Raw genomic sequence first — 26,408 nt, forward strand, 5'->3', positions numbered from 1 at the left:
ACGGTCGTTCCGTCGTGTGCTCTCCCGATCGCCCGCCCGCCCCGCCGCCCGCGAGGGCGCCGGCCCCGCCGTACACGCCCGTACCGCCGCCCGCCTCACCGCCCTCCCCCCGGCCGACGACCCGACGCACGCACGCCTCCTGGCCACCCCCGCCCAGGTCCGCGAGCTGAGCGACTGGGGCCCGGCCGGCGAGGACGAACTCGCCGCCGTCCACCGCGCCCGCACCGCCCTCCGCCTCCCCGACCCGGCCCGCACGCCCCCCGTGGAACTGCCCGAGCACGGCATCCGCTGGTGACGGCCAACGGGAACGACACCCGCCGCCCGTCACCGCCGTGACGGCGAAATCCGGCGTCCGCGGCCCGCGGTCCCGCAGCATGGGGCCATGAGCGACAGCGCGATCACCTACACCCTCTACATCCAGGCCGATCCCGCGAGGGTCTGGCAGGCCCTCACCGACCCGGCCTTCACCCGCCGGTACTGGGGCCTGAGCTTCGAGACCGACTGGGCCGTCGGGTCGGGGATGGACTGGGTGGAGCGCGGGGCCCGGACCAGCGACCCGGCGCAGGTGGTCCTCGGCTGCGTCCCGGACCGCCTGCTCTCCTACACCTGGCACACCTTCACCCCGGAGTGGGCGGCGGCGGTGGGCATCGAGGAGGAGGTACGGGCGGAGCTGGCGCGTGCGCCGCGTACGAAGGTGACGTACGAGATCCAGCCGGTCGGCGACACCCTCGCCCGCCTCACCATCCGCCACGAGGGCTTCGAGCCGGGCGGCACCATGATCGGGATGTGCGGGCAGGCATGGCCGCTGCTGGCGTCCAGCCTCAAGACCCTGCTGGAGACGGGCGCCCCACTGCCGGAGCCGGAGGACACGCCGCCGAGCTAAGGCCGCTCGCGACTCGCGAACGCCCCCTCCGCGCACGGGAGTTGCTGTAACACAACCCCATGCTCCGCAGCGCGGACCGAGGGTTCTGGGGCAGTTCTGACCGGCTCCGCCAGCGTGTCGGTCAGACGACGCCGCGCGGTCGCGCTGCGGCACGCGCCCGGGGGTGGGGGACGGTCACGGCCCCCGATCACCGGCGCCGTACGGCGATCGTGTGCAATGGGGCCATGGCGAGAGGCAAGAAGAAGCGTTCCGGCACCGTCGTCGGCATGCCGACGACGGTCCTGGTCATCCCGACGGCTGACGGCTGGGCCACGTCGATCGTCGGAGCCGGCTGCGGCCGCCCGGACCCGACCGTCGTCGACGCCGATCAGGCCAAGGCGCGGGCCGCCGCCCTCGCGACGAACCTCGCGCGCGACGTGCACGGCGTGACGGTGGAGATCGACTGGGAGCCTCCGCAGGACGGCACCTGGACCGGCCACGTCCGTGAGGCCGCAGCCCGGTGAACCTTCCCGCGACCCCCGCCCCCGACAACGGCACGCCCCCGGAACACTGGCGCTACGCCCGTTACCTGGAAGCCCTGGCCCAGGCGTCCCACAGCGCCGCCGAGGCCGAGCTGGTGGCGAGCGTGCTGCGCGATCCGGACCGGGTGATGGCGGAGGCGGCGGTGGTCACCCACCTGGACCGCCGCGCGGCGCGGCTCCTCACGGACGAGGGCTTTCCGGCGTGGGCCGAGGCCATGGCCACCGAGATCGCGGGCCGGCCCTTCCCGGAGCGCAGGCTGTACGAATGGGCCCTGCTCAAGGCGATCACCCAGGGCGAGCCGTGGTCCACGGCCGCACTCACGGGCGCGACGGACTGGTGCCAACGCACCGCCGCCGAAACCCTGACCTCGTACGAGGCCCTGACCCTCCTCGCCACCACGGCCCGCACCCGCCGCGTCCGCCACACAGCCACCCTCCGCCTACGCGGCCACACCCCGACCTGACGCCCGCCCCCTGGCCCGCCCGCACTCCAGCCACCACCTGCCCCAGCCACGCCATGCGTGTCGAGCACCCGCCGTCGGGCCGCCCGGGGGAGAACACAGCCGCCGACGAGCCGTCCCGGCTCCGCGACCCCGCCGTCCACGACGCCCCCACCCCCGAAGCAGCACCCGGCATCCACCCCCGGCCACCCCCACCCGCCCCCACTAGGGTGACCTCGTGAGCAGCAGCCCGTACCTCCCCCGCATCCACGCCTTCATGGCCGCCTTCGCGCGTCGCCAAGCCGCCCGGGTCGTCGAGCTGCCCGGTGGCTTCGCCGCGTACGACGACGCCTATCGGCACTCGCGCGCCAACAACCACGTCGTCATCCAAGAGGCCGTAGACCCCGAAGCCGTCCCCCGCATCGCCGAGGACGCCCTCCGGCCGCTCTCCCATCGCCTGGTGTCCGTACTCGACGACGCCACCGCGCAGGCGTGCAAGGGTCCGCTGACGCGCGCCGGCTACACGCACTCCGCGTACCTGCTCATGCTCCACACCGGCCCCGTCCCCGCGGCGGCCGCCGGAACCGCCGCCGAGGTGGACCTCGACGCCCTGCGCGCCCCGCTGACGCGCCGCTGGCGGGGCATCCTGCCCGGCGTCGACGACGAGGTGGTCCGCCACCTCGTCGACCGGCGTGCCGCCCGCCCCCGCGGAGCGGACGTCGTACGGTTCCTCGGCTCCCGCGCCGAGGACGGCGAGGTCGCCTCCTGGGCCGACCTCTACCTCGACCCCGCGAGCGGCCTGGCCCAGATCGAGGACCTGATGACCTCGGAGGCCCACTTCCGGCGCGGCCACGCCGACGCCGTCCTGGCCACCGCCCTGCGCACGGCGGCCGACCACGGCTGCGGTACGCGCTTCCTCACCGCCGACGCGACGGACTGGCCGCGTCACTGGTACGAACGGCGCGGCTTCACCGTCATCGGCCACACGCACGCTTTCGAACGCGACTAGGGGACCAGCGGACCATAGGCAGTACAGGGAAGGGCCGCACGGCCCGCCCCCCCCGCCTCACGCCCCCCGCCTCACGCCCCCCTGCGCACCCGCGCCGCCCGCCGTGCCTCCGCCTGCTGACGCGCCTCCAGCGTCTTGCGGGACTCCTTGCCGCGCCCCGGGCGCCCCGGCCGCGTGCCCATGCCGCGGAAGCCCAGCTCCGTACCCGACGGCCTGCCCTGCGCGTCCGTCGGCGCGGCGCCCGCCAGCGGTACGCCGGGGGCCGCCTTCGCGCCCGTGATCCGGCTCAGCGCGGTCTCGCCCGACCGCACCTGCGTGATCGTCGGGCGGATCCGGGCCTCGGCCATCAGCCGGACGATGTCCCGCCGCTGGTTCGGCGTGACCAGCGTGACGACCTTGCCCGACTCGCCCGCGCGCGCCGTGCGCCCGCCCCGGTGCAGGTAGTCCTTGTGGTCAGCCGGCGGATCGACGTTGACCACGAGGTCGAGGTCGTCGATGTGAATGCCGCGCGCCGCCACGTTCGTCGCGACCAGGACCTTCAGCTCACCGCTCTTGAACTGCGCCAGCGTCCGCGTGCGCTGGTGCTGGGCCTTGCCGCTGTGCAGCCCCTCGGCCCGCACCCCCATGGCACGCAGGTGCTTCACGAACTGGTCGACCCCGTGCTTGGTGTCGAGGAACATCAGCACCCGCTTGTCCCGCGCCGCGATCTCCGTCGCCGCCGAGACCTTGTCGGCCGCGTGGATGTGCAGTACGTGGTGGTCCATCGTCGTGACGGCGCCCGCCTGCGGGTCGACCGAGTGCGCGACGGGGTCCTTGAGGTAGCCGCGTACGAGCTGGTCGACATTGCGGTCCAGCGTCGCCGAGAACAGCATCCGCTGCCCCGCGTGGTGCACCTGGTCCAGGATCTCCGTGACCTGCGGCATGAAGCCCATGTCGCACATCTGGTCCGCCTCGTCGAGCACGGTGATCCGCACCCGCTCCAGATGCACGTCCCGCCGCCCGACAAGATCGCTGAGCCGCCCCGGTGTCGCCACGACGACCTCGGCACCCTCCCGCAGAGCGCTCACCTGCCGCCCGATGGACAGCCCGCCGACCACCGTGGCCATGCGCAGCCGCAGCGCCTCCGCGTACGGCTCCAGCGCCTCCGTCACCTGCTGCGCCAGCTCGCGCGTCGGTACGAGGACCAGCGCGATCGGCCGCTTCGGATCGGCGGTCCGCCCCGCCGTACGGGCGAGCAGCGCCAGGCCGAAGGCGAGGGTCTTGCCGGAGCCGGTGCGGCCGCGGCCGAGCACGTCCCGCCCGGCGAGGGCGTTCGGGAGGGTCGCGGCCTGGATCGGGAAGGGCACCGTCACGGACCGGGAGGCCAGGGTCTCCGCCAGCTCCAGGGGCAGGTCGAGCTCCGCGAACGACTCCACCGGCGGCAGCGCCGGCGCCTTCGGCCTGGGCATCGCGAACTCACCCTGCGGCCCGGTGCTCCGGGGGGCCTTGGCCTGGGCCTTGGACCCGGGCCTGGCGGCTCCCTTCACACCGAAGCGGCCATGGGCTGACGGGTTCCTCATGCAGGACCTTTCGAGGCGGGGGTGAAGCAGATGGTCAACCGCCCATGGTACCAGCGGGCCCTGGCCCGACCGCGAGTCCGGCGGAGGGCCGGCCGGGAGCGCGGCGGGGCGCGTTGCCCCGCCCTCCGCCCCTACCCCTGCTCGCCGTCCAGTTCGCCGGAGCGGACCTGGGCGCAGTGGGCCCGTACCTCGGCGGCGGCGCGCTCGAACCAGTCCGCGATCACGGCGACCTCGTCCGGGGTGTAGTCCGCGAACAGGGCCCCGAGCCGGTCGTAGAAGGGCTGGTAGACCGCGAAGATCCGGACCGCGGCGGCCTGCTCCGCGACCACCCGTACGCGGCGCCGGTCGGCGGGATCGGGCTGTCGGCGCGCGTACCCGGCGCGTTCGAGGCGGTTGAGCACGCCGGTGACGGCGCCGGTCGTGAGGTCCACCAGCTCGGCGAGATCGCCCGCGCCGAGCGGGTTCTCACCGGCGCCCAGGATGTGCCCGAGGCAGGTCAGGTCCGTGACGTTGAGGCCGAGCCGCTGCGCCACCTCCTGCTGGCCGACGATGCCCAGGGCCACGAACTGGTCCATGCGCGAAAGCGCCTCCTCGGCGGTCGCCGCGGGGCGGAACTTGCCGTGCACCACTGACTCCTTAGTATCTAAGTTACTTAGCAACTGAGATACTTACCTCGCTAAATAAGCATCTCGATCTTTCCCGAGCCTACTGCGGCCCCGTCCGACCAGGGAGAACCAGAACCATGAGCGCGCACGGTCACGTCGACCTCGGCCACACGGTGGCCGGCTGGACCGGCACCACCCTCGCCCTCCTGGGCTTCGCCGGCGCGGGGGCCTCCGTATGCGCGGCCTGGCTGCCCGGCATCGGGATCGGCCTGGGCGTGGTCGCGCTGGCCGGCCTCGTCACCTGGCTGCTCCACCTCGTCGGCTGGGGCAAGCCGAGCGGACCGCGTCCCGAGCCCGCCTGGGACTGGCGCGTCCGCGACACCGTCGCCCGCACCGGGCACGCGGACTGCCTGGGCTGCCGCATGCGCGGCGGCCGCCGCGCCGCGACCTCCCGGTCGGCGGTGGTCGCCACCCCGCCCCCCTCCGCCGCACCCCTGCCCGCAGCCGAAACCGGCGCCTGAGCAGGCACGGAGCGGGCGCGGAGGGAATGCGGAGCCGCTGCGGAGTGGCGACTTTCCCTCTTTACGTCGACAAGGCGGCCACAAGTTCGAAGGCGCGGCGCGCCCCGGTTGGCGGCGTTCGGCGTGTGCTGTGCGGAAGCGTTGGGCAGGATCGAGACGGCCGCGCGTGCGGCCCGCAGTGGAACGTTGAGAAGGAACAGCCAGATGGCAACAGGCATCGTGAAGTGGTTCAACTCGGAGAAGGGGTTCGGCTTCATCCAGCAGGACGACGGCGGCCCGGACGTGTTCGTGCACTTCTCCGCGATCCAGGGCAACGGCTTCAAGTCGCTGGACGAGAACGCCCGCGTCGAGTACCAGGTCACCCAGGGCCCGAAGGGCCCCCAGGCCGAGCAGGTGTTCACCGTCGGCTAGTCCCCCTCACGTATCACTCCCGTGAACAGAAGCCCCGCAGGCCCCCGGCCTGCGGGGCTTCCGCGTACCGCTGCTCACGGCCCGTTCCCGACGGACCGGTGCAGCGCGAGGAGCATCGGCCAGAGCTGATCCGCCAGAGCGTCCGGAGCCGCCGCGATCTCCCCGTGCAGCCAGTCCGCGAACACCCCGGTGAACGCGGCGGCCACCGCCGACGCCACGAGCTCCGGATGCGGGGCGCCCAGCGCCTCGCGCTCGGCGCGGGCCCGCGCGCGCAGCTCCCTGTGCAGGCGGTCCCCGAGCGGGCCGCCGCCGCCCGGGAGCAGCAGCGTCCGGTACAGCGGCCCGCGGGCGGCGGCGTCGGCCAGGAATCCGGCCAGTGCAGCGGGCGGCCGAGCCGGCGGGAGTGCGGCGGGGCCGGTCTGCCAGGCGTGCAGGGCGTCGACCGCGGCGTGAACCACATCGGCGCAGGCGTCCACGGCGAGCGCGGTGAGGTCCTCGTAGTGCAGGTAGAAGGTGGCCCGGCCGACCCCGGCCCGCCGCACCACCGCCGACACGCTGACCTCGGCCAGCGCCCGCCCCGCACACTCGTCCAGCAGCCCCTCGCGCAGCCTCTCCTTGGTCCGCGCCGTACGGGGATCCTCCGCCCGCCCCGCCGACGCACTCATCCGGCGATCACCGCCGCACCGAGCGCGAGGACACCGGGCAGCGCCTGCGCGAAGAGGATCCGCCGATTGGCGGTAACGGCCCCGAACACCCCGGCGACGACGACACAGGCAAGGAAGAACACCTGGGTGGCGAGCGAGTCGATGACCAGCCCCCACACCAGCCCGGCAGCGAGGAACCCGTTGTAGAGCCCTTGATTGGCGGCAAGCGGCGCGGTGAGCCGGGCGGTATCGGCATCAAACCCGGACAGCGCCCGCCCGGGCGGCCGCTGCCAGAGGAACATCTCCAGAACCAGAAAGTACGCGTGCAGGAGGGCAACGAGACCGATCAGTATCTGCGCGACGACGTGCATGGCGGTGTCCTTCTCTCGGGGCTGGAGGCATGCGTGATTCGACAACCTGACTTCCTGGACAACTGTACAGGAAGTCTGCTCCGAGTCACCGCCCAAGCCTGCGAGACATGAGGTGAGGGCCCTTCGCATGGACGGCTCGTGCACAACCGCCTCAACCTCAAGGGCGAACTCCTGCCGCCTCTCGCGAAGTCCATCAACTCGCTTGAGATATGACCCCTCGGCGAGCACATACTTCCGACTCCGGCCGAACCGTTTTCCCTGGCCCCGAAGTCAGGGCAGACCGAGGCCGGTGTGGACAAGACAGAGCGAGGGACGGAGAGGTGGACATGGTGGGTACGCCCTCATGACCGCGTTCCCCATAGAGGTGGGCCCATGACCGGGGAACGTCCTGCGTACTACGAACTCGGCTACGGCGAGGACTTCGGCCTGACGGCCCTGACCGAACGCCTGAGCCGTCCTGGCTCCGCCACCGGCCCGACCGCCGTGCTCGGTTTCGCGGAGGAGCTGGCCGACCGGTCGGAGGGCGAGGAGGCCGTCGAGCTGGGGGAGGATGCCCGCCGCCTGCTGGCGTCCGGGCTTCCGGAGGGAGTCCTGCGTACGGTGTGGCTGGCCTCCACCGGCAACGCCTTCGACCCGGCCGGCCACGGCATGACCTGCCGTGGCTGGCTGGAACGGATCTCGGAGGTGTCCACGGCACGGCTCCGGCAGAACAAAGGGTCCTGGACGCCGCCGCCGGTGCGACCGGTACGGGACGCGCGGCTGTGCCAGGCGGTCGTGGCGGAACTCCGCGCCACGGCCCCGGCCCTGACGGACGCTTCTGCGCTGCCGGAGCTCGTCGACTGCCTGGAGCACGTGGTGACCGGCGCCGACGCCGATCTCGGCATGCGCCTGCTGCTCCGCGCGCTCAAGGCGTACTCCGTGCCGGTCCCGTACGGCCAGTACCTCCGCCTGATCGGCCTCGGCTGGCAGTTCGGCTTCCCGCCGGGCGCCGTGCACGACGGCCTCACGATCACGTGGCCGCCGGTCAGCGTCGCCTCACGGCAGGGCATCGACGGGGACTTCGGGTTCTCCCAGCTCACCCGCCAGTTCACGGCGGGCTGGCACTACCGCACACCCCGCCAGGCGATCGAGGCCGCGGTGAAGGCCGACGGCTACGAGCGCCCTCCGGGCTCGGAGGCGGCGATCCTCCTGGAGGACACCCGTCGGCTGCTCGACTCCGGCCTGTCCGATGACGCGATCACCGTCCTGTGGCTGGCGGCAACAGGCCGCGGCTACAACATCGACCAGTTCGGCGTCGGGGGCCGGGAGTGGCTGGAGCAGGTCACCGAAGTGTGCGAGGCACGCCTCACCGAGGTCGCACCCGCCTACGTCCCGGCCGCCCCGCGCTCGGCCGCCGGCGCCCACGACGAGGTCCTGCAGGAGATCCGGGACATGTTCCCTCCCGCCGCGGGCGTGGTGGTCAGCCCCGGCTTCCATCCCATGGAAGGCACCACGGTCATGCAAGCCGTCGAACAGGTCGCCGCAGAGGTCGACCCCGACCTCGGATTCCGCTTGCTGCTGCGCGTAGTGGAGGCCCTCCGACTACCGCTCACGGAAGACCAGTACACCCGCTACGAGGCCCTCGCCGGCCGTTTCCATTACGGCGAGGACCACCTCCTCTTCTCCGTCGACCACCTGGTGCGGCGCACCTGACCCACCGGCCCAAACCGGTCGAACAACACACCAGAGCGCCCCTTCCTCGGGAGGGGCGCTCTGCGCCACCACCTCCTTCACCGGCCGCGCCGTTCGGCGTGCCGGGGAGGGAGGAGACATAGTTATTGGCGGCTGTGCAAGGGCGGAGCGAAGGCCGGATCGCCCCGGGCCTCGTCGGCGCGATGCGGGCGGCAGTCAGCACCTGCTGCGCGCCGGTGGGCCGGGCCAGAGATGGGGTCCGCACTCGACCACGGTCGTGGTCCGTCATTGATTTGACTGAACCCCGCCTCACCCCGCCTCGCGATGACCGGAACGATCTGCAAGGGGGTGGGTAACGCGGTCACGCGCCCTCTCCGGCGCTTCCGTCGGGCTGGTGCGGTCACGCCCAGGGCGGGCGGGCCAGTGGCGGGTGGTTCAGAGGTGGGTTTTCAGGAATGCCCTCAGTTCCTCGTGGGTCAGGGGGCCGGGCTGGGTGGCGATGGCCTCGCCGTCGCGGAGGAGTACGGCCGTCGGTGCGGCGGTCACGCCGTAGCGGCGGGTGGTGGCCGGGCAGCGGGTCATGTCCGTGCGTACGGCGGTGAGGCGGGGGCCGAATTCCTCGGCGAGGTCGGCCACGACCGCGTCCATCGCGCGGCACGCCTCCAGGGCCTTCGGCCAGCTGCCACAGAAGTAGGCCAGGACCGGCCCCGTCGTCATCGACAGGACGAAGTCGAACTCGCCGTCTTCCAAGGGCCGGTGCACCCGCTGCGCCATGCGTCTCGCTCCTCGTTCCCGCGCCCCTCGTACGAGAGGCCGCACCCCATCATGGGCCCCGGACCGGGCCTCGGTGGACGGCGGGGCCGTTGTCAGTGCCGACTGTGATGCTGGTCGGTATGGACGACAGGATGCTGCGGCGTCGCGTGTACGGCGCCGACCACGAGGACCCCGACCCCGGCCCCCGCCCCGGCCGCGCCTACGGCGAACTGGTCGGCGGCCCGCTCGACGGGCTGCTCCTGGACATCACGGACTGGAGCCCGCCGCAGCTGGCCGAAGAGGCCCGCCTCCCTACGGAGATAGGCCGCTACGGCGCGGGTGGTCGTACCTGCTACCGCCGCCGCCCGGAGGCCCCGCATCACTGGGACTGGACCGGTGACAGTCGCTGACCGACGGCGGGGGAGCCTGAGCCTCGGGTCTGATCCCGGCTGCTGGGACGCATTCCGGGATCCGGGGTGAAACCTGCCTTGGCGCGCGGCGGCTCATTGGGCCTCCCCCGGGGCCACTGGCGGGGAGGCGGGTCCCGGGACAACCCGGGCCTGGGGAGGTCACCCGCGCCGTTGGCGATACCCCGGGGCTTCGAGAGACGGCTTGGGCCCTGGGAGATCGAGAGGGCATCCAGGCGTCGGGACGCGCCCTGGGCCGGGGAGGAAGCCCCAGCCCCGGCGCAGCTGGGGTCCTCGGGACGTTTCCCGGGTCTTCGGGAGGGGCTTGACGCCCCGGCACGTAGGCCGGGCCTCGGGAACGAAGCGGCGCCAAGACGCCCCCGGGCCCTGGGAGGAGCGTAGGCGGAGCCTGGGCTCCCGGAGGAAGCCGGGCCTCGGCGTGCCCTCGGGCGCAGTGAAGAGGGCTGAGCCGTGGGACGGCCCCCCGGCCTCACGGGTTGGGTGGAATTTGGGTCTCGGGAGGGCCGCAGGGCGCACCACGGGCTGCGGGGGAATCGGACCCCGGGACGGAATCCGTGTCCTGGGAGGGGCTCGGGGCTCGCCCGCCCCGTCCTCGGGGTAGTCGGGCCCCGGGCTCAACCCGCGCCGGGGGAAAACCCTGGCCCAGTGGGCCCGCACCCAGAGGCTCCGGCCTCAGCGGCCCCCGGCCTCGCGGCTCACCTTGTGGGCCCACAGGACGAGGGGGGCCTGGAGGGGCAGGCGGGCGATTGCCGCCGCGCGGAAGGCCGGGGAACGGCGGTGGGCGTCGGCGGCCATCTTCACGTTCGCCGGGAACACGCCGACGAAGAACGCCGCCGTCGCAAGGGCGGCCGCCTTTCGCGTGCGCGGGTGGGCGACCCCGGCGGCGAGGGCGAGCTCGGCCACCCCGCTGGCGTACGTCCACCCGCGCGGGCTGCCCGGCAGCGAACGCGGCACGACCGCGTCGAACTGTCGGGGCACGACGGCGTGGGCCACCGCCGCGCCGGCCAGCAGGCCGGCCAGCAGCAGGGGCGAGGAGATGCGGGACATGGGGATTCCTCTCGACGGACGACCGGTGGGGCCTGGGCTCGCGTGATCCTACTCGTCAGTAGGGGTGGGTGGGGGAGTTCCCGGGCTCCGGAAAATGCCTGCCGTGCCCGGCTACCCGTCGCGTCGGACCTCACCCGGAAGAATTCTCCGAAGAAATTTTCCGGCGTGTGTCGATCCGGGCGCCTCCCGTTCGACGCAAGGGTGAGAGGCGGGAAGGAACCCGTCCACCGACACCGAGGAGTCACCATGCCGCGCTTCCTGACGATGATCCGGATCAACGAGCAGGACCTGCCCCCGAACGAGTTCCCGCCGGAGTTCGAGCAGCGGATGGGCGCCCTCCTGGAGGAGATCACCAACGCCGGGGTCATGCTCGACACCGCCGGGCTGCTGCCGACCTCCGAGGCGACGCGCCTCAGCTGGTCCGGCGGGAAGATCAGCTACACCGACGGTCCCTTCACCGAGACGAAGGAGGTCGTCGGCGGCTACTCCCTCTCCCAGTGCAAGGACAAGGCCGAGGCCATCGAGTGGACCCGACGCTTCCTGGAGATCCACCCGGCGGAGTGGAACGTCAGCGCCGAGGTGCGCGAGATCCAGGAGATGTGACCCACCGGGCGCCGGCCCCCGCCAGGGGCCGGACCCCCGGTCCCGGTCGCCGGATGCGGAATCCGGATGCCCGACGCGGGAGGCGGGGGCCTGGGCCCGGCGGGGGCTGGCGGGTGCCGGGCCCGACTCCGGATGCCCCCCGGGGGGTGCCGGGGCGCCCGAATGCGGGACGCCCGCCCCCGGGCGCGGGACACTCCGGGTGCCGGACTCCGGCCTCCCGACACCCGGCTACCGAGTGCCGGGTGCCGACGTCCCGCACCCGGGCCCCAGCCGCGGGACGCCGACCCCGGCTGCGGATGCGGGACGCCGGGTGCCGGGCCCGATTCCGGATGCCCGCCCCCCGGGGTGCCGGGGCGCCCGAACGCGGGACGCCCGCCCCCGGGCGCCGGACGCGGGATACGCCGGGTGCCGGAACCGGACTCCGTCCGCCCGACCCCGGCTGCCGAGTGCCGAGTGCCGAGTGCCTCTGGCCGACGTCCCGCACCCGAGCCCCAGACGCGGGAGGCCGGGACCGGCTGCGGATGCGGGCTCGGCCCCACGCGCCGGGGCCCCGGATTGCGAGTCGGGCACCGAACGCCCGACCTCGAACGCCCGGTCCCGGTCTCTGGCGCCGGATGCGGGAAGCCGTACGCCCGACGCGGGCCCGGCCGCCGGGCCTTGGATCCGGGATGCGGGGTGCCGGCCCGGACACCGGATGCCCGACCCCGGGTGCCGGATGCGGGATGCTCGACGCGGTACACCCGGCCCCGGGTGACGGATGCGGGACACCCGCCCCCTGACACCGGCTGCTGATACGGGCTCTGCCCAACGTGCCGGGCCCGGATTTCGCGCCGGCGCCGGATGCCCGGACGCCGGATGCGGGGAGCCGTCCGTCCGACGCTGGATGCTTGTCCGTGCGCCGTGCGCCGTGCGCCGTGCGCCGTGCGCCGGATGCGGGATGCCAGGGACCGGGCCCGACCCCCAACGCCCGACTCCGGGTGCCTGCACCTGGGCGCCGTATGCGGGACGCCCGCCCCCGAGCGCCGTATGCGGGCTCGGCCCTACGCGCCGGGTCCCGGATGCTGGGCCGGGCCCCGGGTTCTGGGTCGGGCGCCGGATGCCCGGCCTCGGATGCCCGGTCCCGGATGCGGGAAGTGGGACGCCCAACGCGGGATGCGGGCCCGGCCGCCGGGTGCCAGTCCGGGCGTCGGATGCCCGACCCCGGGCACCGGAGGCGAGATGCCCGATGCCGTACACCCGGCCCCGGGTGCCGAATGCGGGTTACATGCCCCCGGACGCAGGCTGCGGATGCGGGCTTGGCCCGACGCGCTGGTACCGGATTCCGGGTCGGTGCCGAACGCCCTACCTCGGATGCCCGGTCCCGGTCACCGGGTGCGGGAGGCGGACGCCCGACGCGGGCCCGGCCGCCGGGGCCTGGATGCGGGATGCCGCCTGCCTGGCCCGACTCCGGATGCCCGATCCCGACTGACGGATGCGGGGTGCCCGACGCCGTACACCCGGCCCCGGGTGACGGATGCGGGACACCCACCCCCAGACACCGGCTGCGGATACGGGCTCTGCCCCACGTGCCGGGCCCCGGATTCCCGGCCGGGTGCCGGATACCCGACCTTGGACGTCCGGTTCCGGCTCCCGGCACCCGGATGCGGGACGCTGGGTGCCTGGCCCGACTTCGGACGTCCGGCCCGGATGCCCGGTCCCGTACGCCGGACACGGGATGGGGGCTCGGGCCCAGCGCCTTGCCCCCGACGCCCGCCCCCCGGACGCCCCCGCCCCGTTTGCCCCGTCCCCTCGGGACTGCTCTCATGGGTGGCCGTGACGGGAGTGAGTACGGCCCAGGCGGTCGAAGCGGTGTTTCGGATTGAGGCGGCGCGGATCATCGCCGCCGTCACCCGCGTCGTGCGCGACGTCGGCATCGCCGAGGAGATCGCGCAGGACGCACTGGTCGCCGCTCTGGAGCAGTGGCCCGCCTCCGGGATCCCCGACCGGCCGGGCGCCTGGCTCACCGCCACCGCCAAGCACCGCGCGATCGACCTCGTACGCCGCAAGGAGACGTACGCGCGCAAGCTCGCCGAGGTCGGGCGGACGCTGGAGGACGTGCCGCCGCCCCCCGAACCGGCCGACCCGGAGGACATCGACGACGACCTCCTCCGCCTCATCTTCACCGCCTGCCACCCCGTCCTCGCCACCGAGGCCCGCATCGCGCTCACCCTGCGCCTCATGGGCGGACTGACCACCCAGGAGATCGCCCGCGCCTTCCTCGTCTCCGAGCCGGCGGTGGCCCAGCGCATCGTGCGCGCGAAGCGGGCGCTGGCCAAGGCGGCCGTGCCCTTCGAGGTCCCGTACGGGGCCGACCGCGAGGCCCGGCTGTCGTCCGTCCTCGAAGTGATCTACCTGATCTTCAACGAGGGCTACTCCGCCACCTCCGGCGACGACCTGGTACGCCCCGCCCTGTGCGAGGACGCCCTGCGGCTGGCCCGCGTACTGGCCGGGCTGATGCCCAAGGAGCCCGAGGTGCACGGGCTCGCCGCGCTCCTGGAGTTCCAGGCGTCCCGCATCGCCACCCGCACCGGCCCCGACGGCGAGCCGGTGCTGCTCGCCGACCAGAACCGGGCCCGGTGGAACCGCCTGCTCATCGCCCGCGGCGCCCGGGCCATGGGCCGCGCGGGCAGCGGCCCGTACTCCGTCCAGGCCGCGATCGCCGGCTGCCACGCGGCCGCCGTCCGCTACGAGGACACGGACTGGACCCGGATCGCGGCCCTCTACGGCAGGCTCGTCCAGCTGACCCCGTCCCCGGTGGTGGAGCTCAACCGGGCGGTGGCGGTGTCCATGGCCGAGGGGCCGGCCGCGGCCCTGCCGCTGGTGGACGCCCTGGCGGCGGAACCGGCCCTGAGCGCCTACCACCTGCTGCCGAGCGTCCGCGGCGACCTGCTGGAACGCCTCGGGCGGACCGACGAGGCCCGCGCCGAGTTCGAACGCGCGGCCGCACTCACCCGCAACGCACAGGAGCGCGCCCTCCTCCTGGGGAGGGCGGCCGCCCTCTGAGGGAGCCTCGGCCCGGCTCCCGCAGCGACCGGCGAAGCGCCACCGGTCGGCGTCAGCGCCGGCGCGCGGCCCCGGCCACGTCCAGCGGGCTCCCCACCGGCCGGCGCGGCGCGGTCAGCGCGACCGGGCGGCGGAAACCGCCGGAGCGGGTCACCTCCTGGACCGTCAGCCGCAGCGCCTCCTGGAAGGCCCCCATGCTGTGGCGGGCCGCCGGGGTGTCGACGTAGATGGAGTTCATGTGCAGGCCGTCCGCGTCCCGCTGGAACCACGAACAGGCCCCGTTGGCCCGCGCCGACCACACGTGGGTGGTGGGCCGCCAGTCGTCGTGCCGCTCGGCGCCGGGGCATTTGCGCATGTCGATGTACGAGAAGAAGTTCACCGGGTACGGCCAGGCACCCGCGGCGAACTCCACCGGCGCCAGCAGCGACCAGGCCCGTACGAACGGCACCTCCAGGTGGGCCATCATCTCGCTGAAACCGGCCCGGACCGAGGCCATCACCTGGCCGAAGTCCCGGCCGGGCGAGGCGTCGAACTCGATGGGCAGCGTATTGACGAACCACCCCACCGAATGCGCCCACGCGTCCCGGCCGCGTTCGCTGACGGGCATCAGCCCCCGGTACACACCCGGCCCGCCCGCCTCCCGCAGGCAGACGGCGACCGAGGCGAGCACCCCCATGAAGGCCCGGCCCCCCGCCGCCACGCACGTCTTCTCGAACACCTCGGCCTCGGCGGCGTCGAGCAGCGTGGACGCCTCGTTGACGATGGGGTACATCCGGCCCGGCTCCACGCCGAGATCCAGCGGCAGCCGGGGGAAGAACTCCCCGTCCGGGCCCATGAACGACTTCCAGTAGTCCAGGCGCGGGTCGGCCTCGTCGATGGCGAGGTAGTCGCGGCGCTGCTGCTCGGCGAAGTCGAGGTAGCTGGGCGCGGGCGGCAGTTCGGCCGCCGCGCCGGCGTCACCGGTGCCGCACAGGCTCTCGTACGCGGTCTGCACCTCGCGCACGACGATCGGCATCGACATGCCGTCGCAGACGATGTGGTCGAAGGCGAGGTAGACCGTCGCGGACTCCTCGCGGACGACGGCGCCCATGACGAACAGCGGCCAGGACAGGGTGTCGATGCACCGCTTGAACCGCTCGGACAGGAAGCCCACCAGCCGCTCGGAGGTCGCGAACTCGCCCACCGGCTCCGCCTCCAGCGTCAGCCCGGCCGGGTCGAAGGGCTCGCAGGCCACCTCACCGGCGAGCCGGCTGAACGCGCAGCGCAGCACCTCGTGGCGCCGTACGAAGCTGAGCAACGCCTGGGCGAGAGCGTGCTGGTCGAGCGGTCCGCTCACCTCGAAGGTGACCGCGATCCACGACGCGACCGGGTCGTCCGCGCCCCGGCTCACCTCCGCCACGGTGAAGTGCTTGTCCTGGTTGAAGGACGCCTTCCGCCCCGCCGGATCACCCTCACCCCCGCCCTCCGCCGCCGCGTACCCGAGCCGCCACTCGACCACCCGGCCGGGTGCCATCTGGTGCATCTCCAGAGGAAACTGCCGCATTCCGTCATCCCTTCATCCCCCCGACCAACCCCCAGGCCCTAACGACCCCCGGGGCGGGGAGGTGACGGAGGGAGGGGTGCGGGGCGTTTCGGGGTGGGGGAAGCCGGTCTACCGGTGGGAGGCTTTGGGCTGCTCAGCGGCGGTGTGCGCAGAGGCGTCGGCAGCCGTGCCGACGTCCGTACCGGTCCCGGTGGCCCTGGCCGCCTCCGTCAAGGCGGTGGCCATGGCTTCGGCGTGGGGGGTGCGGCGGTGGGGGAGGACGAGGCCGATGTGGCGGGCGGGGCGTGGGGGGTTGGTGGGGATGATGGACAGGTGGGGGGTGGGGGCCAGGGCGACCTCGGGGACGAGGGAGACGCCTACGCCTGCTGCTACCAGGGACTGGGCGAAGAAGTAGTCCGTCGTGGAGGCGCCGATCTGGAGGTCGAAGCCGGCCTGGTGGGCGTAGCGGCGTAGGTATGCCTCCGTTTTGAGGCAGCCCAGTACCCAGCGTTCGGTGGCCAGTTCGCCCAGTTCGAGGGATGGGCACGCCGCTAGGGGGTGTCCGCTGGGGAGGACCAGCCACAGGGGGTCCTCGCGGAGGGGGAGCCAGGTCAGGGGTGGGCGTTCGGCCGGGCGTACGGGTGGCGGGCCGTCGAAGTGGTAGGTCAGGGCGAGGTCCGCGTGGCCGTGGCGTACCAGGGGTACGGCGTCCTCCGGTTCGGCCTCCCGGACCGTCAGCTCCACCTCCGGGTGCGCCGCCACGAAGCGGGAGAGCGCGGCCGGGAGCAGGCGGCGGCCCCCGCTGGTGAAGGTGGCGATGGTGAGACGCGGGCGCTCGGCGGTGAGCTGGGCGATCGCGCCGCGCACCCGGTCCAGTTCGGCGGAGATCGTCTCCGCCGTCTCCACCAGCAGCCGGCCCGGTTCGGTGAGGGTCACCCCGCGCGTGCTGCGGACGGCCACCGGGTGGCCGAGCGTGCGTTCCAGCGCGGCGATGTGCTGGGAGACGGCCGACGGGGTCAGCAGCAGCGCCGCGGCCGCCTTGTTGAAACTGCCGTGTTCGGCCACGGCGCGCAGGACACGCAGCCGCTGCACATCGATCATCAGTTTTCCTTACGACCGGTTCAGTGGGTGGCCGGTTCCGCTGGGGACGATACCGCGCGAGAGTCGAACACATGAAGCGGATTCTTGTCGTCGGTGGCAGTCGGTACTTTGGAAAGAGCCTGGTCAGGGGAGTATGGGAGGCGGGGGACGAGGTTGTCGTGCTGAATCGGGGTGCCAGCGCCCCGCCCGCCGGCGTCGAGCATCTTGTGGCCGACCGCGGCGACGAGGAGCGGCTGCGTGGGGCGCTTGGGGCGCGTGAGTTCGATGTGGTCGTGGATCAGGTCTGCTACACGGCGCGGCAGGCCGAGATCGCCCGCCGGGTGTTCGCCGGGCGGACCGGTCGCTATGTGATGACCTCGACCATGGAGGTGTACGACCCCGCCACCCTCCCCGTGCCCCTTGCCCGCCCCGTCCCCCTCGCCGAGGATGCGCTGCCCTTCCCCCTCCCCGCGCCCGCCGCCGGGCGGCGCGGGGACGCGTACGACTACGCCGAAGGGAAGCGGCAGGCCGAGGCGGTGTTCCTGCGGGAGCCGCCGTTCCCGTACGTGAGTGTGCGGACGGCGCATGTGCTCGGCGGCGGGCGAGCGGAGTTCACCGGGCGGCTCGCCCATTACGTCGAGAGGATCGCCGCCGGGGAGCCGGTCGACGTCCACGAGGACCCGTACGCCACCTCCTTCATCCACCACCAGGAGATCGCCGACCTCCTGCGCTGGGCGGCCGACGGCACCTTCACCGGGCCCGTCAACGCCGCCTCGCACGGCGCCCTCGACGTACACGCGCTCTGCCGGACCGTCGCCGGGCGGCTCGGCAGCCGGCAGCCGCGCTACCGGACCGTCGCGCCCGGCGAGACCGCCTCGCCCTTCTCCTTCGACCGGCCCTACGCCATGGACAACGGCCGCGCCACCCGCCTCGGTTTTCGGTTCAGGGAGGTGGGCGACTGGCTGCCCGGAGCCGTGGACGAGGCCGTGCGGGGGGCCCTTGCCTGAGCGCGACCGACGGCGCGGAACCGGACTGCGCGGGCGCACGTCTGAGTGCCCGTGTGGAGGAGAAGAAGGATCATCGCCCTGCTGTTCGCCCTGCTCGCGACCCAGGTGGGCTCCCTCGTCAGCCCCGCCTACGCCTGCGGATGCGGGGCGATGGTCCCGGACGGGCAGTCCCGGATCGGGGTCGACCGGGAGACCTCCGTCGTGCGCTGGGACGGGCGTACGGAGGACATCGTCATGCGGTTCACCGTCGGCGGGGACGCCCGGCGCGCCGCCTGGATCATGCCCGTACCCGGCCGGGCCACCGTGGAGCTGGGCGACGGCGCCCTCTTCGACGAACTGCGCGACCTCACCCGCCCCGAGCACCGCACCCGGAGCTACTTCTGGCCGCGCGACCGCGACTGGCCATTCTCCTCCGGTACGCGCGACGGCACGGGCGCCGCGGCACCCGCGAGCGTGCCGCCCGTCGGCGTCGTCGGGCGCGAGCAGCTCGGGGACTTCGACGTCGCCCGGCTCACCGCCACCGACCCGGACGCGCTGCGCACCTGGCTGGAGAGCAACGGCTTCCAGCTCCCCGACCGCCTCGCCACCGAGGTCAAGCCGTACGTCGACCAGCGCTGGGAGTACGTCGCCGTACGGCTCGCCCCGCGCGAGCAGGGCAAGGTGCTGCGCGGCGATCTGGACCCGTTGCGGATCAGCTTCGCCAGCGACCGGCTGGTCTACCCGATGCGGCTCTCCCGGATGGCCCGCACCCCGCAGTCGCTCGGCCTGTACGTCCTGGCCGACCACCGCATGGAACCCGCCTCCGCCATCGGCGGCTCCGCGCCGAAGGTGACCTTCGCGGGCAGCGTGCGGCCGGAGGGCGGCCCGCTCGCGACGCTCGCCGGGGGCGGGCCGGTGTTCCTCACGGCGATCGAGCAGGCGTTCCCGCAGCCGGGGCGGATCGACGGCGACCACGAACTGCGCGCCACGGCCGGGGATGCCCCGTACCGCCGGACCGTTTACCACGACGAGCTGCTGAGGGTGGGCGGCGTACCGGCTTGGCTGCTGACGGTCGCGGGGGCGGGTGGGGTGGTGGCGCTGGTGGGGGGTGTTGTGTGGGTGCGGCGGCGTCGGCCTGATCTTCGTGCGGGTGCGGGTGCGGGTGCGGGTGCGGGTTCCGGTTCCGGTTCCGGGCCCGTGCCGCCGGGCGCCTGAACGGCGCCTGGCGGCCGGGCGGTTCGCGGCCGCCCCCCCCGTGTCCTACGGGCGGAGCCCCGCGACCAGGGCGGAGGCCAGGGCGCGGTCGACCGGGCCGGTGTTCCAGTCGGCGTTCATCGGGCTGACGGCGATCCGGCCTGCGCTGACGGCCTCCACGTCACCGCCGCGGGCGGCGGGCCGTAGCGCCACCTTGAAGGCCACCTTCCAGGTGCCGTCGCCCGCGTCGGTGAAGTCCGGCTCCAGGAGGGTCTGCGGGTCCTGGAAGGTGGCGGAGACGCCCGCGGCCCTGCCCTTGCCGTCGGCGCCGACGACCGGGTGGTTGACGTTCAGGCCGACGCCCTGCGGCAGCAGCGGACCGGAGCGGGCGCGGGAGCGGAGGCGGTCGATCAGCTTCACCGCGAAGTCGAGGGTCGGGCCCATCGCGTTGACCGTCGTGACCGGGTCGGGCACCGACAGGCCGCCCGTGCTCAGGGCGATGGCCGGGACGCCGTTCTCGACCGCCGCGACGGCGCCGCCGACCGTACCGGAGTGGGTGGCCAGACCCGCCACGTTCGGGCCGAAGTTGGTGCCGGAGACGACCAGGTCGGGGGCGTGCCCGGCGAATACCTCGGCCAGACCGAAGGCGACGGAGTCGCCGGGGGTCCCGTCGACGGCCCAGACCTTGGGCTCGGGGTGCCGGACGGTGACGCTGGGGCCGCTGAGGACCTTCGTACCGGTGCCGCTCTGGTTGGTGAGCGGGGCGACGATCGTGACGTCGTGCCCGGCGGCGGTGAGGCGGGCGAAGGCGGTACGGATGCCGGGGGCGTCGTAGCCGTCGTCGTTGGTGAGCAGGATCCGGAGCGGCCCGCGGGTGGTGGGTGTGGCGGGTGTCGTGCTCTGCGGGGCGGCGGAGGCGGGGGCCGTGCTGGCGAGGGCGGGGGCGCAGAGGAGGAGGGCGGTCAGGGAGAGGAGGCGCTGGTGTCTCACGGGGGCTCCTTGTGCGGGGAGAGGTGGGGTGGCGGCGATGTGGCGATACGGGATGCGGGGATACGGGGGACAGGGACAGGAACAGGGACAGGAACAGGGACAGGAACAGGGGCTTAGCGGACGCCGCGGATCGGGAGGATGGCGAGCGCGCCGATCAGGGACAGCGCGCCGCCGACCAGGAACAGCGGGGTGTAGCCGCCGAGGGCGGTGACGACGGCCGAGGCGACGAAGGGCGCGATGATCTGCGGTCCGGCGTTCGCGATGTTGAGTACGCCCATGTCGCGTGCGGCGTCCTCGGCGCGGGGGAGTACGAGCGTCACGAGGGCGGTGTCGACGGCCATGAAGCAGCCGAAGGCGAGGCCGTTGAGCGCGCTGAACAGGAGCATGCCGCCCCAGGTCGGGCTGATCACCGGGACCACCATCACGAGCCCGGCCAGCGCCGCCGACACCCCGACGAACACCTTGCGGCGGTCCCAGCGGTCGGACAGCAGGCCGCCCAGGAGGGTGGAGACGGCCATGGCGGTCATCGACACGGGGGTGAGGACGGCCATGGCGGCGGGCGGGGTGAGTCCGTCGGGGAGGGCGATGTGGTCGTCGAGGATGTAGAGCTGGTAGCCGACGACGGAGAAGTAGCCGAGGACCATCAGCGCCCGGCCGATGAACGCCCAGCGGAAGTCGTGGTGGGCGAGGGAGGAGAGGAAGGAGGCCAACTGGGCGCGGAGCGAGGCTGGTTGGGAGGGCGTGTCGGTGGTGGCGGGATCGGGGCGGGGGAGGTCGCGGCAGAAGCCGGTGAGGAGCAGCGCGGCCACGGCGACGACGGCTCCGAAGAGGAGGTAGCCGGTGCGCAGGTGCTCGGCGGTCTGCGAGGCGAGGAGCACGCCGACGGTACCGCCGATGGGCAGGCCGAGCCCGACGAGCGCGGACGCGGTGCCGCGGCGGGCGGCGGGGATCCGGTCGGGGACGATCGCGGTGACGGCGGCCTGGTAGACGTTCATGGTGGCCTGGACCAGACACCAGGCGATCCCGACGAGCAGCGCGGTGGTGACGCTGCCGAGGAGCGCGAGCCCGGCGAGCGAGGCGAGCGCACCGCCGAGCACCCAGGGGTTGCGCCGGCCGCTGCGGTCGGAGAGGGCGCCGGCGATGGGGTTGAAGGCGGTGGCGAAGAGCGCGCTGACACCGCCGATGAGCCCGAGGACGGCGACCTTGTCGCCGGGGGCGATGGCGGCGATGTGGGTGGGGAGCAGGACGGATCCGACGCCCATGTAGACGGCCATCATGGCGGAGTTGGCGAGGAGGAGCAGGAGGAGGAGGCGGCGGGGAGGGGTGGGTTCGAGCTCGGGCTTGCCGGCGGGGGCGGCGGGTTCGAGCGGGGGCTCGGGGGCGGAGGCGGGGGGATCGGCGGGATCGACGACTTCGTGCGTGGCCATGACGACTCCTCGGGGACGGAGCGGGGAGGTGGCGGGGGAGGGGATGCCGAGATGCGGCGTGCGAGGCGTTGTTACACGTGTCACCAACGCCGATGCGCATTGTTTAGCACCCAATTCCGGCCATCGCTAGGGGCTGGAAAGCGTTGTTGTGCGGATCGTGATGGAGTTTCTGCATGCAATGCGAGCGCGTGTAACCCAGCGAGTGGTGGGCCGTTCCGGGAGGAAGCGGGCGAAGCGGCGGGGTGGGTGCCGGGCCGCGTAAACGCGGCGACGCCCCACGCCCTGCTGCGGAGCCGGGGCGTGGCTCCGCCGGGCCGGCGTCGCCGCTGGCGCAATCCACGCCGCACTGAGGTGGCCTTTCCACCCCGGCTCGTGTCGGGGCCGAGCCGACGTCAGTGCCGAGACGGAGATCCTGGGCGGCGGTCCCGAGTGCGTGGTGCTCTGCACGGTTCCTTCGGGAACGACGTGCCTCCGTCGCGGCGGTGTAGCCGAGAGACCAGCGGGCCAACCGCCGGCGCCGCGGCAGCCAAGGCGGTCGGCCCACAGGGTTCGACAAGACGATCTACCGGCGCCGCAACGAAGTGGAGCGGAACATCAACCGGCTCAAGAACTTCCGGGCTGTCGCCACGCGCTTCGACAAGCGCGCGTACGTCTTCCACGGGACGTTCACCGTGGCCGCGATCTACCTATGGCTCCGCCCGGAGTGAAGCCCTCCGTTCAGAGGTCATTGGCGTCAGGGTAGTGGTGGCGAATTTCGCTGAGTACGCGCTCGTCGACAGCAGCGTCAATGTGTCCATGCCGGAGTCTGCGGACCTTCTCTCCATCTCGACACCGCGAGGATCGACGATCTCGTCGAGTTCGACGCGCCAGGTCAGGTCCAAGCCGAAGCTGCCGAGGCGAACCAGTAGCTCGGCCAGGGTCATGTAGTGCTGTCCGCGCCAGGCACGAAACGTGATCCCCTTCATCCCTGCCTCTGCTTCGGCTGTATAGCGCGATGGAGGTCCCGTGTGGGTGCCGAGTCGCTGTTTTGTCGCCGCACGGGTGAGTGCAACGACGCGCGACGGTCGCACCGGCGCAAGGTCCCTCAGGGAGGCGGGCGGGGATGGGGGATCGCCGCGTTGGCGGGTTGCATGCCCCGCCGTATCCGGCTTCGACTCCCGGGCGAGGGGGAGCCGTCTGCATGCTCACCGCTCTGGCACTTGGAGAGGCGCCACAAAGTCGGCGGAACGTGTGCCGGGGCCGTCTCTTCCGGATCTTGCCGGGCCCGCGCTGCCCGGCGCTTCACCTCGTACCCCACCGGCTTGCGCTGTACGGCAGCGGACAACGCTGGGCTACCCGACAAGATCCGGAAGAGACTGCCTAGAAGTCGTTGAGCGGTAGTCGGATTACGGCGGCGCCTCGGCGGCCGGTTGATCGGCGCGGCGCCGCACCCTCAGTCCGTGCTACCCGCCGCCACCCGTCCGACCTGTGGTCGGCCTGGCGGCGTGTTGCAGTTCCTCGGTGGGCGTAGGTGGAGCCTGCCTTCGGTGCAGCCGCAGGGACCGTGGTGGGCTAGCGGCCCACAGCCCTGCGGCTGGGGGCGGTCGACCCCACTGCCCAATGCTCGGCGTTTTCGGTCGCCAGGGTGCAACCTCCCTCGACGGCCGGTTCCGCGCTCCCGACGGACACATCTTCGCGGTACGTGTGGCGCTTGCTGGCTTCGGTCGTGCCGGTGATTGCGGCTGCGCGCTATGCCTCGTGGTGCTGGTGCGGTCTGATTGATCCGCGTCAGCCGCGTGTGCCCGGCGTATGACTCGCACAGTCTGCTCGACACGGGTGACGCAGGGCGAGTCCTGGATGAGAGGGACGCAATGGTGCGACTGGCGGATTCCGGGGCTCGAACCACGTGCGTCAGGTGTGCGGCCTGGCTGGCCTGCGTACCCAGAGAGTGAGTAGGGCCCGTACGGTCCGCGTGAGCCGTGCGCTCTGCGTGGCGTGCGCACCCGGTGAGCCCCCGGCCCCGTGGCCACCGCAGCCGCGGTTTAACGCGTGTAACCTGGACCGTCAGAAGTACCCGTACACGGAACGGCGAGGGCGGCATGGGTAGGGCGGCTGTGACCAGTGCTGATGTGGCGCGGCTGGCCGGGGTGTCGCGGGCGACCGTGTCCTTCGTGCTGAACGACACCCAGGGGCACCGCGTCAGCGCCGGCACCCGCGAGCGGGTGCTCGACGCCGCGCGACAGCTCGGCTATGTCCCGCACGCCGCCGCGCGGTCCCTGCGGGCCGGGCGCAGCGACCTCGTGCTGATGCCCGCCTCCGTCTCCGCCGTCGGCCGGCTCGTCAGCGACTGGGTCGACGACCTGCACAGCGAGCTCGAAGGGCTCGGCTACACCACCGTCCTCCACGCCGGCCGCTACGCCGACCCCCTCGACGCCGCCCGCGCCTGGGCCGAACTGCGCCCCGCGGCCGTCGTCGCCCTGGACGGCGACCGCCTCACCGCCCGCGCGGCCGAGCTGCTGGCGCGCGCCGGCGTACGTGGGCTGCTCGCCTTCGCCGCGCAGCCCGTCGACGGCGTCCACACCATCGGCTTCGACCACGCCCATATCGGCGCTGCCGCGGCCGGGCACCTGATCGCCCGCGGCCGTACCCGCATCGGCGTGATCGTGCCGCAGGAGCGCGGTCTTGCGACCATGGCCCGGCCCCGGCTCGCCGGCGCCGAGTCGGTGGCGGCCCGGCACCTGGCCACGGTCACCCCCGTGGAACTGGCCTACACCCGCGAGTCCGCGCACGCCCTCGCCCGCGACTGGCGCGGCCTGGGCCTGGACGCGGTGTTCGCGTACAACGACGAGTACGCGGCGCTGCTGCTGCACGCGCTGCGAGCCGAGGGGATATCCGTACCGGATGAGGTGGCCGTCGTGGGGTGCGACGACCTGGTGCTCTCCGAGCTTCAGCAGCCGCCGCTGACGACGGTACGGCTGGAACTGCCGTCGGCGGCGCGGATCGCGGAGGCCGTGCATGGGCTGGTGGGTGGTGGTGCGGAGGCGTTGGTGGCGGTGCCTGCGGTGGAGGCTGTGCTGGTGCCTCGGCTGAGTTCCTGAGCCGTTGGTGGCCGGCCCGGTGTTATTTTTCTGCCCGTGGCGGAGCACCAGGACGAGACCAGGGCGGCCTACGACGGGGTCGTGGAGCTGTACGCGTCGCTGTTCGCGGGGAGGCTGGAGGCGCAGCCGTTCGCGCGGGCGATGCTCGGCACCTTTGCGGAGTTGGTACGGGGTACGGGGAACTCACGTGCGTCGGACGTCGGTTGCGGGCCGGGGCACCTGACGGCGATGCTGCACGAGCTGGGGCTGGACGCCTTCGGGCTGGACCTTTCCCCGGGGATGGTCGCGTACGCGCGGCGGGCGCATCCCGCGCTGAGGTTCGACGAGGCGCGGATGGAGGAACTGCCTTTGGGGGACGGGTCGTTGGGTGGGGTGCTGGCGCACTACTCGATGATTCACACCCCGCCGGGTGAGCTGGCGGCGCTGCTGGCTGAGGTGGCTCGGGTGTTGGTGCCTGGGGGATTGCTCATGGTGTCGTTCTTCGGGGTGGAGGGGGCGGCGGCGGGGGCGGGGCCGGTGCGGTTCGACCACAAGGTGGCTCCTGCGTACAGCTGGCCCGTGGACCGGTTCGTGGAACTGCTGGCCGGGGCTGGGCTGATGCCGTTTGCCCGGCTGGTGCATGATCCGGCCTCTGAGCGGGGCTTTCTTGATGTGCATGTGATGGCTCGTCGGCCGTAGGTGGCGCTGCCGTCTGTCGGGGTGCTGGGTCGGTGCGGGTGGGCTGGCGGTGGTGGCTGCCGCGCCTGTGGGGTCCGGGCCGACGACCGCCCCCCGACGGTCGTCGGCCCGGGGCTGGGTGCCGCCGTGTGTGCAGCCGGTTGCTGGTGCTGCGCCCGTGGCGGCAGAGCGCGCTTTCGTGGCCGCCGTGGTCAGGGCACGTTGACGGCGAGTGGCGTTGTGGCTGTGCAGGCTGCCAGGGCGTGAGCCCTTGGACGGGAAACGGGCCAAGACACGGGCCCGCTTATGGGCCTTACGGCCGACGGGTCTTGACGGTGTCATCCGACATGTTGATTATCGCCGGGCTGCCCCTCCAGGTCGTCTCGTTCGGGTGCCTGTCCGGTGCCGTGCATCGCAGGGCGGCGGGGCTGCCGGGTAGTGGGGACGGTCGGGTGTGCCGGCGGCGCGGCGAGATACGGTGCGGGGCGGTGTCGACGCGGCAAGATCCGGAAGGTGGGCACCGCCGGTCTTCTGCTGCGGCACGAAACCAGCGTCGGTGACCCGGCAGGCTGGGCGGTGCCGACCCGGCGGGAACGGCATTGCCCAGCCGCCCGATGCGGCCCAGCGCGAGGCCAGCAGGGGTGACCCGCAAGCTGGGCATTGGCGGCCCGGCGAAATCCGGCTGGGATGGCCTTGCCGAACCTCTTGGTGCGGCGGCGCGCGAAGCCAGCGCGGGTGAACCGTCAGGCCGGACACTGCCGACCCGGAATAATTCGGCGGGGGCCGAGCCAAGCCTTGCGGTGCAGTGGCGTACGGCGCTAACGTGCCCCGGCTGCCCCGGCTGCCCCGGCTGCCCCGGCTGCCCCGGCTGCCCCAGCGCACATGCTCTTCACGCTGCCGCGCCCACTCTCCGGACCCGAGCTCGGGCAGGCATCCACTCCAGGGCCTTCGGGTCCTGCGCGTCGAG

Annotated in this window: 25 protein-coding genes and 2 pseudogenes; 16 read left to right on the forward strand and 11 right to left on the reverse strand. The window is 73.2% G+C overall.

Annotation, left to right across the window (positions count from 1 at the left end; all coding sequences use genetic code 11):
- From ABZ873_RS28385 to ABZ873_RS28405, 5 genes and pseudogenes are all read left to right on the forward strand, one after another.
- Positions 1-295: pseudogene (locus ABZ873_RS28385) on the forward strand (hypothetical protein); the annotation flags it as partial.
- Positions 296-382: 87 nt separating this feature from the next.
- Positions 383-883, forward strand: a complete 501-nt coding sequence (locus ABZ873_RS28390) for an SRPBCC domain-containing protein (RefSeq protein WP_360877643.1) — start codon at positions 383-385, stop codon at positions 881-883.
- A gap of 224 nt (positions 884-1,107) precedes the next feature.
- The gene (locus tag ABZ873_RS28395; RefSeq protein WP_360877646.1) at positions 1,108-1,386 is read left to right on the forward strand and encodes a hypothetical protein; all 279 of its coding nucleotides are present in this window, start codon (positions 1,108-1,110) and stop codon (positions 1,384-1,386) included.
- Positions 1,383-1,868, forward strand: coding sequence for a hypothetical protein (locus ABZ873_RS28400; protein WP_360877649.1), 486 nt, complete (start codon positions 1,383-1,385; stop codon positions 1,866-1,868). The genes ABZ873_RS28395 and ABZ873_RS28400 overlap by 4 nt, the downstream gene beginning before the upstream one ends.
- Positions 1,869-2,121: 253 nt before the next feature.
- Entirely contained in the window at positions 2,122-2,853 is a 732-nt protein-coding gene (locus tag ABZ873_RS28405; RefSeq protein WP_360877712.1) for a GNAT family N-acetyltransferase, read from the forward strand.
- A gap of 71 nt (positions 2,854-2,924) precedes the next feature.
- On the opposite strand, the gene ABZ873_RS28410 is transcribed toward ABZ873_RS28405, so the two are convergent.
- Positions 2,925-4,301: a DEAD/DEAH box helicase gene (locus ABZ873_RS28410; protein WP_360877652.1), complete on the reverse strand. Its 1,377-nt coding sequence runs from the start codon at positions 4,299-4,301 to the stop codon at positions 2,925-2,927.
- Between the two features lie 242 nt (positions 4,302-4,543).
- Positions 4,544-5,038: a MarR family transcriptional regulator gene (locus tag ABZ873_RS28415; RefSeq protein ID WP_360877655.1), complete on the reverse strand. Its 495-nt coding sequence runs from the start codon at positions 5,036-5,038 to the stop codon at positions 4,544-4,546.
- 116 nt (positions 5,039-5,154) lie between these two features.
- On the opposite strand from ABZ873_RS28415, the gene ABZ873_RS28420 reads away from it, so the two are divergent.
- Positions 5,155-5,538, forward strand: a complete 384-nt coding sequence (locus ABZ873_RS28420; RefSeq protein ID WP_360877657.1) for an HGxxPAAW family protein — start codon at positions 5,155-5,157, stop codon at positions 5,536-5,538.
- 204 nt (positions 5,539-5,742) lie between these two features.
- Positions 5,743-5,949, forward strand: coding sequence for a cold-shock protein (locus ABZ873_RS28425; protein ID WP_360877660.1), 207 nt, complete (start codon positions 5,743-5,745; stop codon positions 5,947-5,949).
- A 74-nt stretch (positions 5,950-6,023) separates the two neighbouring features.
- Here ABZ873_RS28425 and ABZ873_RS28430 read toward each other — a convergent pair whose 3' ends face one another.
- Together ABZ873_RS28430 and ABZ873_RS28435 are read right to left on the reverse strand one after the other, a co-directional pair.
- A complete protein-coding gene (locus ABZ873_RS28430; RefSeq protein WP_360877663.1) occupies positions 6,024-6,614 on the reverse strand; it encodes a TetR/AcrR family transcriptional regulator in 591 nt (196 codons plus the stop codon).
- Positions 6,611-6,964: a DUF1304 domain-containing protein gene (locus tag ABZ873_RS28435; RefSeq protein WP_360877666.1), complete on the reverse strand. Its 354-nt coding sequence runs from the start codon at positions 6,962-6,964 to the stop codon at positions 6,611-6,613. Before ABZ873_RS28435 ends, ABZ873_RS28430 begins: the two co-directional genes overlap by 4 nt.
- A 372-nt stretch (positions 6,965-7,336) precedes the next feature.
- On the opposite strand from ABZ873_RS28435, the gene ABZ873_RS28440 reads away from it, so the two are divergent.
- Positions 7,337-8,656 carry a hypothetical protein gene (locus tag ABZ873_RS28440; protein WP_360877669.1) on the forward strand — a complete coding sequence of 440 codons (1,320 nt, stop codon included), beginning with the start codon at positions 7,337-7,339 and terminating at the stop codon, positions 8,654-8,656.
- Positions 8,657-9,070: 414 nt separating this feature from the next.
- Here the strand turns inward: ABZ873_RS28440 and ABZ873_RS28445 are convergent, their stop codons facing one another.
- The gene (locus tag ABZ873_RS28445; protein ID WP_360877672.1) at positions 9,071-9,409 is read right to left on the reverse strand and encodes a thioredoxin family protein; all 339 of its coding nucleotides are present in this window, start codon (positions 9,407-9,409) and stop codon (positions 9,071-9,073) included.
- A gap of 119 nt (positions 9,410-9,528) precedes the next feature.
- Here ABZ873_RS28445 and ABZ873_RS28450 point away from each other — a divergent pair, with 119 nt between their 5' ends.
- Positions 9,529-9,798 carry a hypothetical protein gene (locus tag ABZ873_RS28450; protein ID WP_360877675.1) on the forward strand — a complete coding sequence of 90 codons (270 nt, stop codon included), beginning with the start codon at positions 9,529-9,531 and terminating at the stop codon, positions 9,796-9,798.
- A 690-nt stretch (positions 9,799-10,488) separates the two neighbouring features.
- On the opposite strand, the gene ABZ873_RS28455 is transcribed toward ABZ873_RS28450, so the two are convergent.
- The gene (locus ABZ873_RS28455; protein WP_360877678.1) at positions 10,489-10,863 is read right to left on the reverse strand and encodes a hypothetical protein; all 375 of its coding nucleotides are present in this window, start codon (positions 10,861-10,863) and stop codon (positions 10,489-10,491) included.
- Positions 10,864-11,109: 246 nt separating this feature from the next.
- Between ABZ873_RS28455 and ABZ873_RS28460 the strand changes: the two genes are divergently transcribed.
- Together ABZ873_RS28460 and ABZ873_RS28465 are read left to right on the forward strand one after the other, a co-directional pair.
- Complete coding sequence (locus tag ABZ873_RS28460) at positions 11,110-11,466, forward strand: YciI family protein (protein WP_360877681.1); 357 nt, start codon at positions 11,110-11,112, stop codon at positions 11,464-11,466.
- Positions 11,467-13,287: 1,821 nt separating this feature from the next.
- Positions 13,288-14,508, forward strand: coding sequence for an RNA polymerase sigma factor (locus tag ABZ873_RS28465; RefSeq protein ID WP_360877714.1), 1,221 nt, complete (start codon positions 13,288-13,290; stop codon positions 14,506-14,508).
- A gap of 52 nt (positions 14,509-14,560) precedes the next feature.
- Here the strand turns inward: ABZ873_RS28465 and ABZ873_RS28470 are convergent, their stop codons facing one another.
- Both ABZ873_RS28470 and ABZ873_RS28475 read right to left on the reverse strand, forming a co-directional pair.
- On the reverse strand, positions 14,561-16,051 hold the full coding sequence (locus tag ABZ873_RS28470; RefSeq protein WP_360877683.1) for a condensation domain-containing protein: 1,491 nt from the start codon (positions 16,049-16,051) through the stop codon (positions 14,561-14,563).
- Positions 16,052-16,159: 108 nt separating this feature from the next.
- On the reverse strand, positions 16,160-17,131 hold the full coding sequence (locus ABZ873_RS28475) for a LysR family transcriptional regulator (RefSeq protein WP_360877686.1): 972 nt from the start codon (positions 17,129-17,131) through the stop codon (positions 16,160-16,162).
- A 71-nt stretch (positions 17,132-17,202) separates the two neighbouring features.
- Between ABZ873_RS28475 and ABZ873_RS28480 the strand changes: the two genes are divergently transcribed.
- Together ABZ873_RS28480 and ABZ873_RS28485 are read left to right on the forward strand one after the other, a co-directional pair.
- Entirely contained in the window at positions 17,203-18,117 is a 915-nt protein-coding gene (locus tag ABZ873_RS28480) for an NAD-dependent epimerase/dehydratase family protein (protein ID WP_360877689.1), read from the forward strand.
- Between the two features lie 51 nt (positions 18,118-18,168).
- Entirely contained in the window at positions 18,169-19,311 is a 1,143-nt protein-coding gene (locus ABZ873_RS28485) for a DUF2330 domain-containing protein (protein ID WP_360877692.1), read from the forward strand.
- Positions 19,312-19,356: 45 nt separating this feature from the next.
- On the opposite strand, the gene surE is transcribed toward ABZ873_RS28485, so the two are convergent.
- Together surE and ABZ873_RS28495 are read right to left on the reverse strand one after the other, a co-directional pair.
- On the reverse strand, positions 19,357-20,280 hold the full coding sequence (surE, locus tag ABZ873_RS28490; RefSeq protein ID WP_360877694.1) for a 5'/3'-nucleotidase SurE: 924 nt from the start codon (positions 20,278-20,280) through the stop codon (positions 19,357-19,359).
- A 113-nt stretch (positions 20,281-20,393) separates the two neighbouring features.
- Positions 20,394-21,707 (reverse strand): MFS transporter, encoded by a 1,314-nt coding sequence (locus tag ABZ873_RS28495; RefSeq protein ID WP_360877697.1) that lies wholly within the window; start codon positions 21,705-21,707, stop codon positions 20,394-20,396.
- Between the two features lie 488 nt (positions 21,708-22,195).
- On the opposite strand from ABZ873_RS28495, the pseudogene ABZ873_RS28500 reads away from it, so the two are divergent.
- Positions 22,196-22,414 (forward strand): annotated as a pseudogene (locus ABZ873_RS28500) (IS5/IS1182 family transposase); the annotation flags it as partial.
- Here ABZ873_RS28500 and ABZ873_RS28505 read toward each other — a convergent pair.
- A complete protein-coding gene (locus ABZ873_RS28505; RefSeq protein WP_360877701.1) occupies positions 22,394-22,672 on the reverse strand; it encodes a hypothetical protein in 279 nt (92 codons plus the stop codon). The pseudogene ABZ873_RS28500 and the gene ABZ873_RS28505 sit on opposite strands and share 21 nt — an antisense overlap.
- A 1,128-nt stretch (positions 22,673-23,800) precedes the next feature.
- Here ABZ873_RS28505 and ABZ873_RS28510 point away from each other — a divergent pair.
- Both ABZ873_RS28510 and ABZ873_RS28515 read left to right on the forward strand, forming a co-directional pair.
- Positions 23,801-24,784, forward strand: coding sequence for a LacI family DNA-binding transcriptional regulator (locus tag ABZ873_RS28510; protein WP_360877704.1), 984 nt, complete (start codon positions 23,801-23,803; stop codon positions 24,782-24,784).
- 36 nt (positions 24,785-24,820) lie between these two features.
- Positions 24,821-25,462, forward strand: coding sequence for a class I SAM-dependent methyltransferase (locus ABZ873_RS28515; RefSeq protein ID WP_360877707.1), 642 nt, complete (start codon positions 24,821-24,823; stop codon positions 25,460-25,462).
- Positions 25,463-26,408: the final 946 nt, after the last annotated feature.

The organism is Streptomyces sp. NPDC047014, assembly GCF_040644195.1.
Taxonomy (GTDB): domain Bacteria; phylum Actinomycetota; class Actinomycetes; order Streptomycetales; family Streptomycetaceae; genus Streptomyces.

Excerpts from the sequence above, each read along its gene's own strand:
- ABZ873_RS28495 (WP_360877697.1), bottom strand. The coding sequence starts at position 21,707 with ATGGCCACGCACGAAGTCGTCGATCCCGCCGATCCCCCCGCCTCCGCC.
- ABZ873_RS28455 (WP_360877678.1), bottom strand. The coding sequence starts at position 10,863 with ATGTCCCGCATCTCCTCGCCCCTGCTGCTGGCCGGCCTGCTGGCCGGC.
- ABZ873_RS28430 (WP_360877663.1), bottom strand. The coding sequence starts at position 6,614 with ATGAGTGCGTCGGCGGGGCGGGCGGAGGATCCCCGTACGGCGCGGACC.
- ABZ873_RS28405 (WP_360877712.1), top strand. The coding sequence starts at position 2,122 with ATGGCCGCCTTCGCGCGTCGCCAAGCCGCCCGGGTCGTCGAGCTGCCC.
- ABZ873_RS28420 (WP_360877657.1), top strand. The coding sequence starts at position 5,155 with ATGAGCGCGCACGGTCACGTCGACCTCGGCCACACGGTGGCCGGCTGG.
- ABZ873_RS28445 (WP_360877672.1), bottom strand. The coding sequence starts at position 9,409 with ATGGCGCAGCGGGTGCACCGGCCCTTGGAAGACGGCGAGTTCGACTTC.
- ABZ873_RS28475 (WP_360877686.1), bottom strand. The coding sequence starts at position 17,131 with ATGATCGATGTGCAGCGGCTGCGTGTCCTGCGCGCCGTGGCCGAACAC.
- ABZ873_RS28505 (WP_360877701.1), bottom strand. The coding sequence starts at position 22,672 with ATGAAGGGGATCACGTTTCGTGCCTGGCGCGGACAGCACTACATGACC.
- ABZ873_RS28450 (WP_360877675.1), top strand. The coding sequence starts at position 9,529 with ATGGACGACAGGATGCTGCGGCGTCGCGTGTACGGCGCCGACCACGAG.
- ABZ873_RS28390 (WP_360877643.1), top strand. The coding sequence starts at position 383 with ATGAGCGACAGCGCGATCACCTACACCCTCTACATCCAGGCCGATCCC.
- ABZ873_RS28425 (WP_360877660.1), top strand. The coding sequence starts at position 5,743 with ATGGCAACAGGCATCGTGAAGTGGTTCAACTCGGAGAAGGGGTTCGGC.
- ABZ873_RS28435 (WP_360877666.1), bottom strand. The coding sequence starts at position 6,964 with ATGCACGTCGTCGCGCAGATACTGATCGGTCTCGTTGCCCTCCTGCAC.
- ABZ873_RS28440 (WP_360877669.1), top strand. The coding sequence starts at position 7,337 with ATGACCGGGGAACGTCCTGCGTACTACGAACTCGGCTACGGCGAGGAC.
- ABZ873_RS28460 (WP_360877681.1), top strand. The coding sequence starts at position 11,110 with ATGCCGCGCTTCCTGACGATGATCCGGATCAACGAGCAGGACCTGCCC.
- ABZ873_RS28480 (WP_360877689.1), top strand. The coding sequence starts at position 17,203 with ATGAAGCGGATTCTTGTCGTCGGTGGCAGTCGGTACTTTGGAAAGAGC.
- ABZ873_RS28395 (WP_360877646.1), top strand. The coding sequence starts at position 1,108 with ATGGCGAGAGGCAAGAAGAAGCGTTCCGGCACCGTCGTCGGCATGCCG.
- ABZ873_RS28410 (WP_360877652.1), bottom strand. The coding sequence starts at position 4,301 with ATGCCCAGGCCGAAGGCGCCGGCGCTGCCGCCGGTGGAGTCGTTCGCG.
- ABZ873_RS28470 (WP_360877683.1), bottom strand. The coding sequence starts at position 16,051 with ATGCGGCAGTTTCCTCTGGAGATGCACCAGATGGCACCCGGCCGGGTG.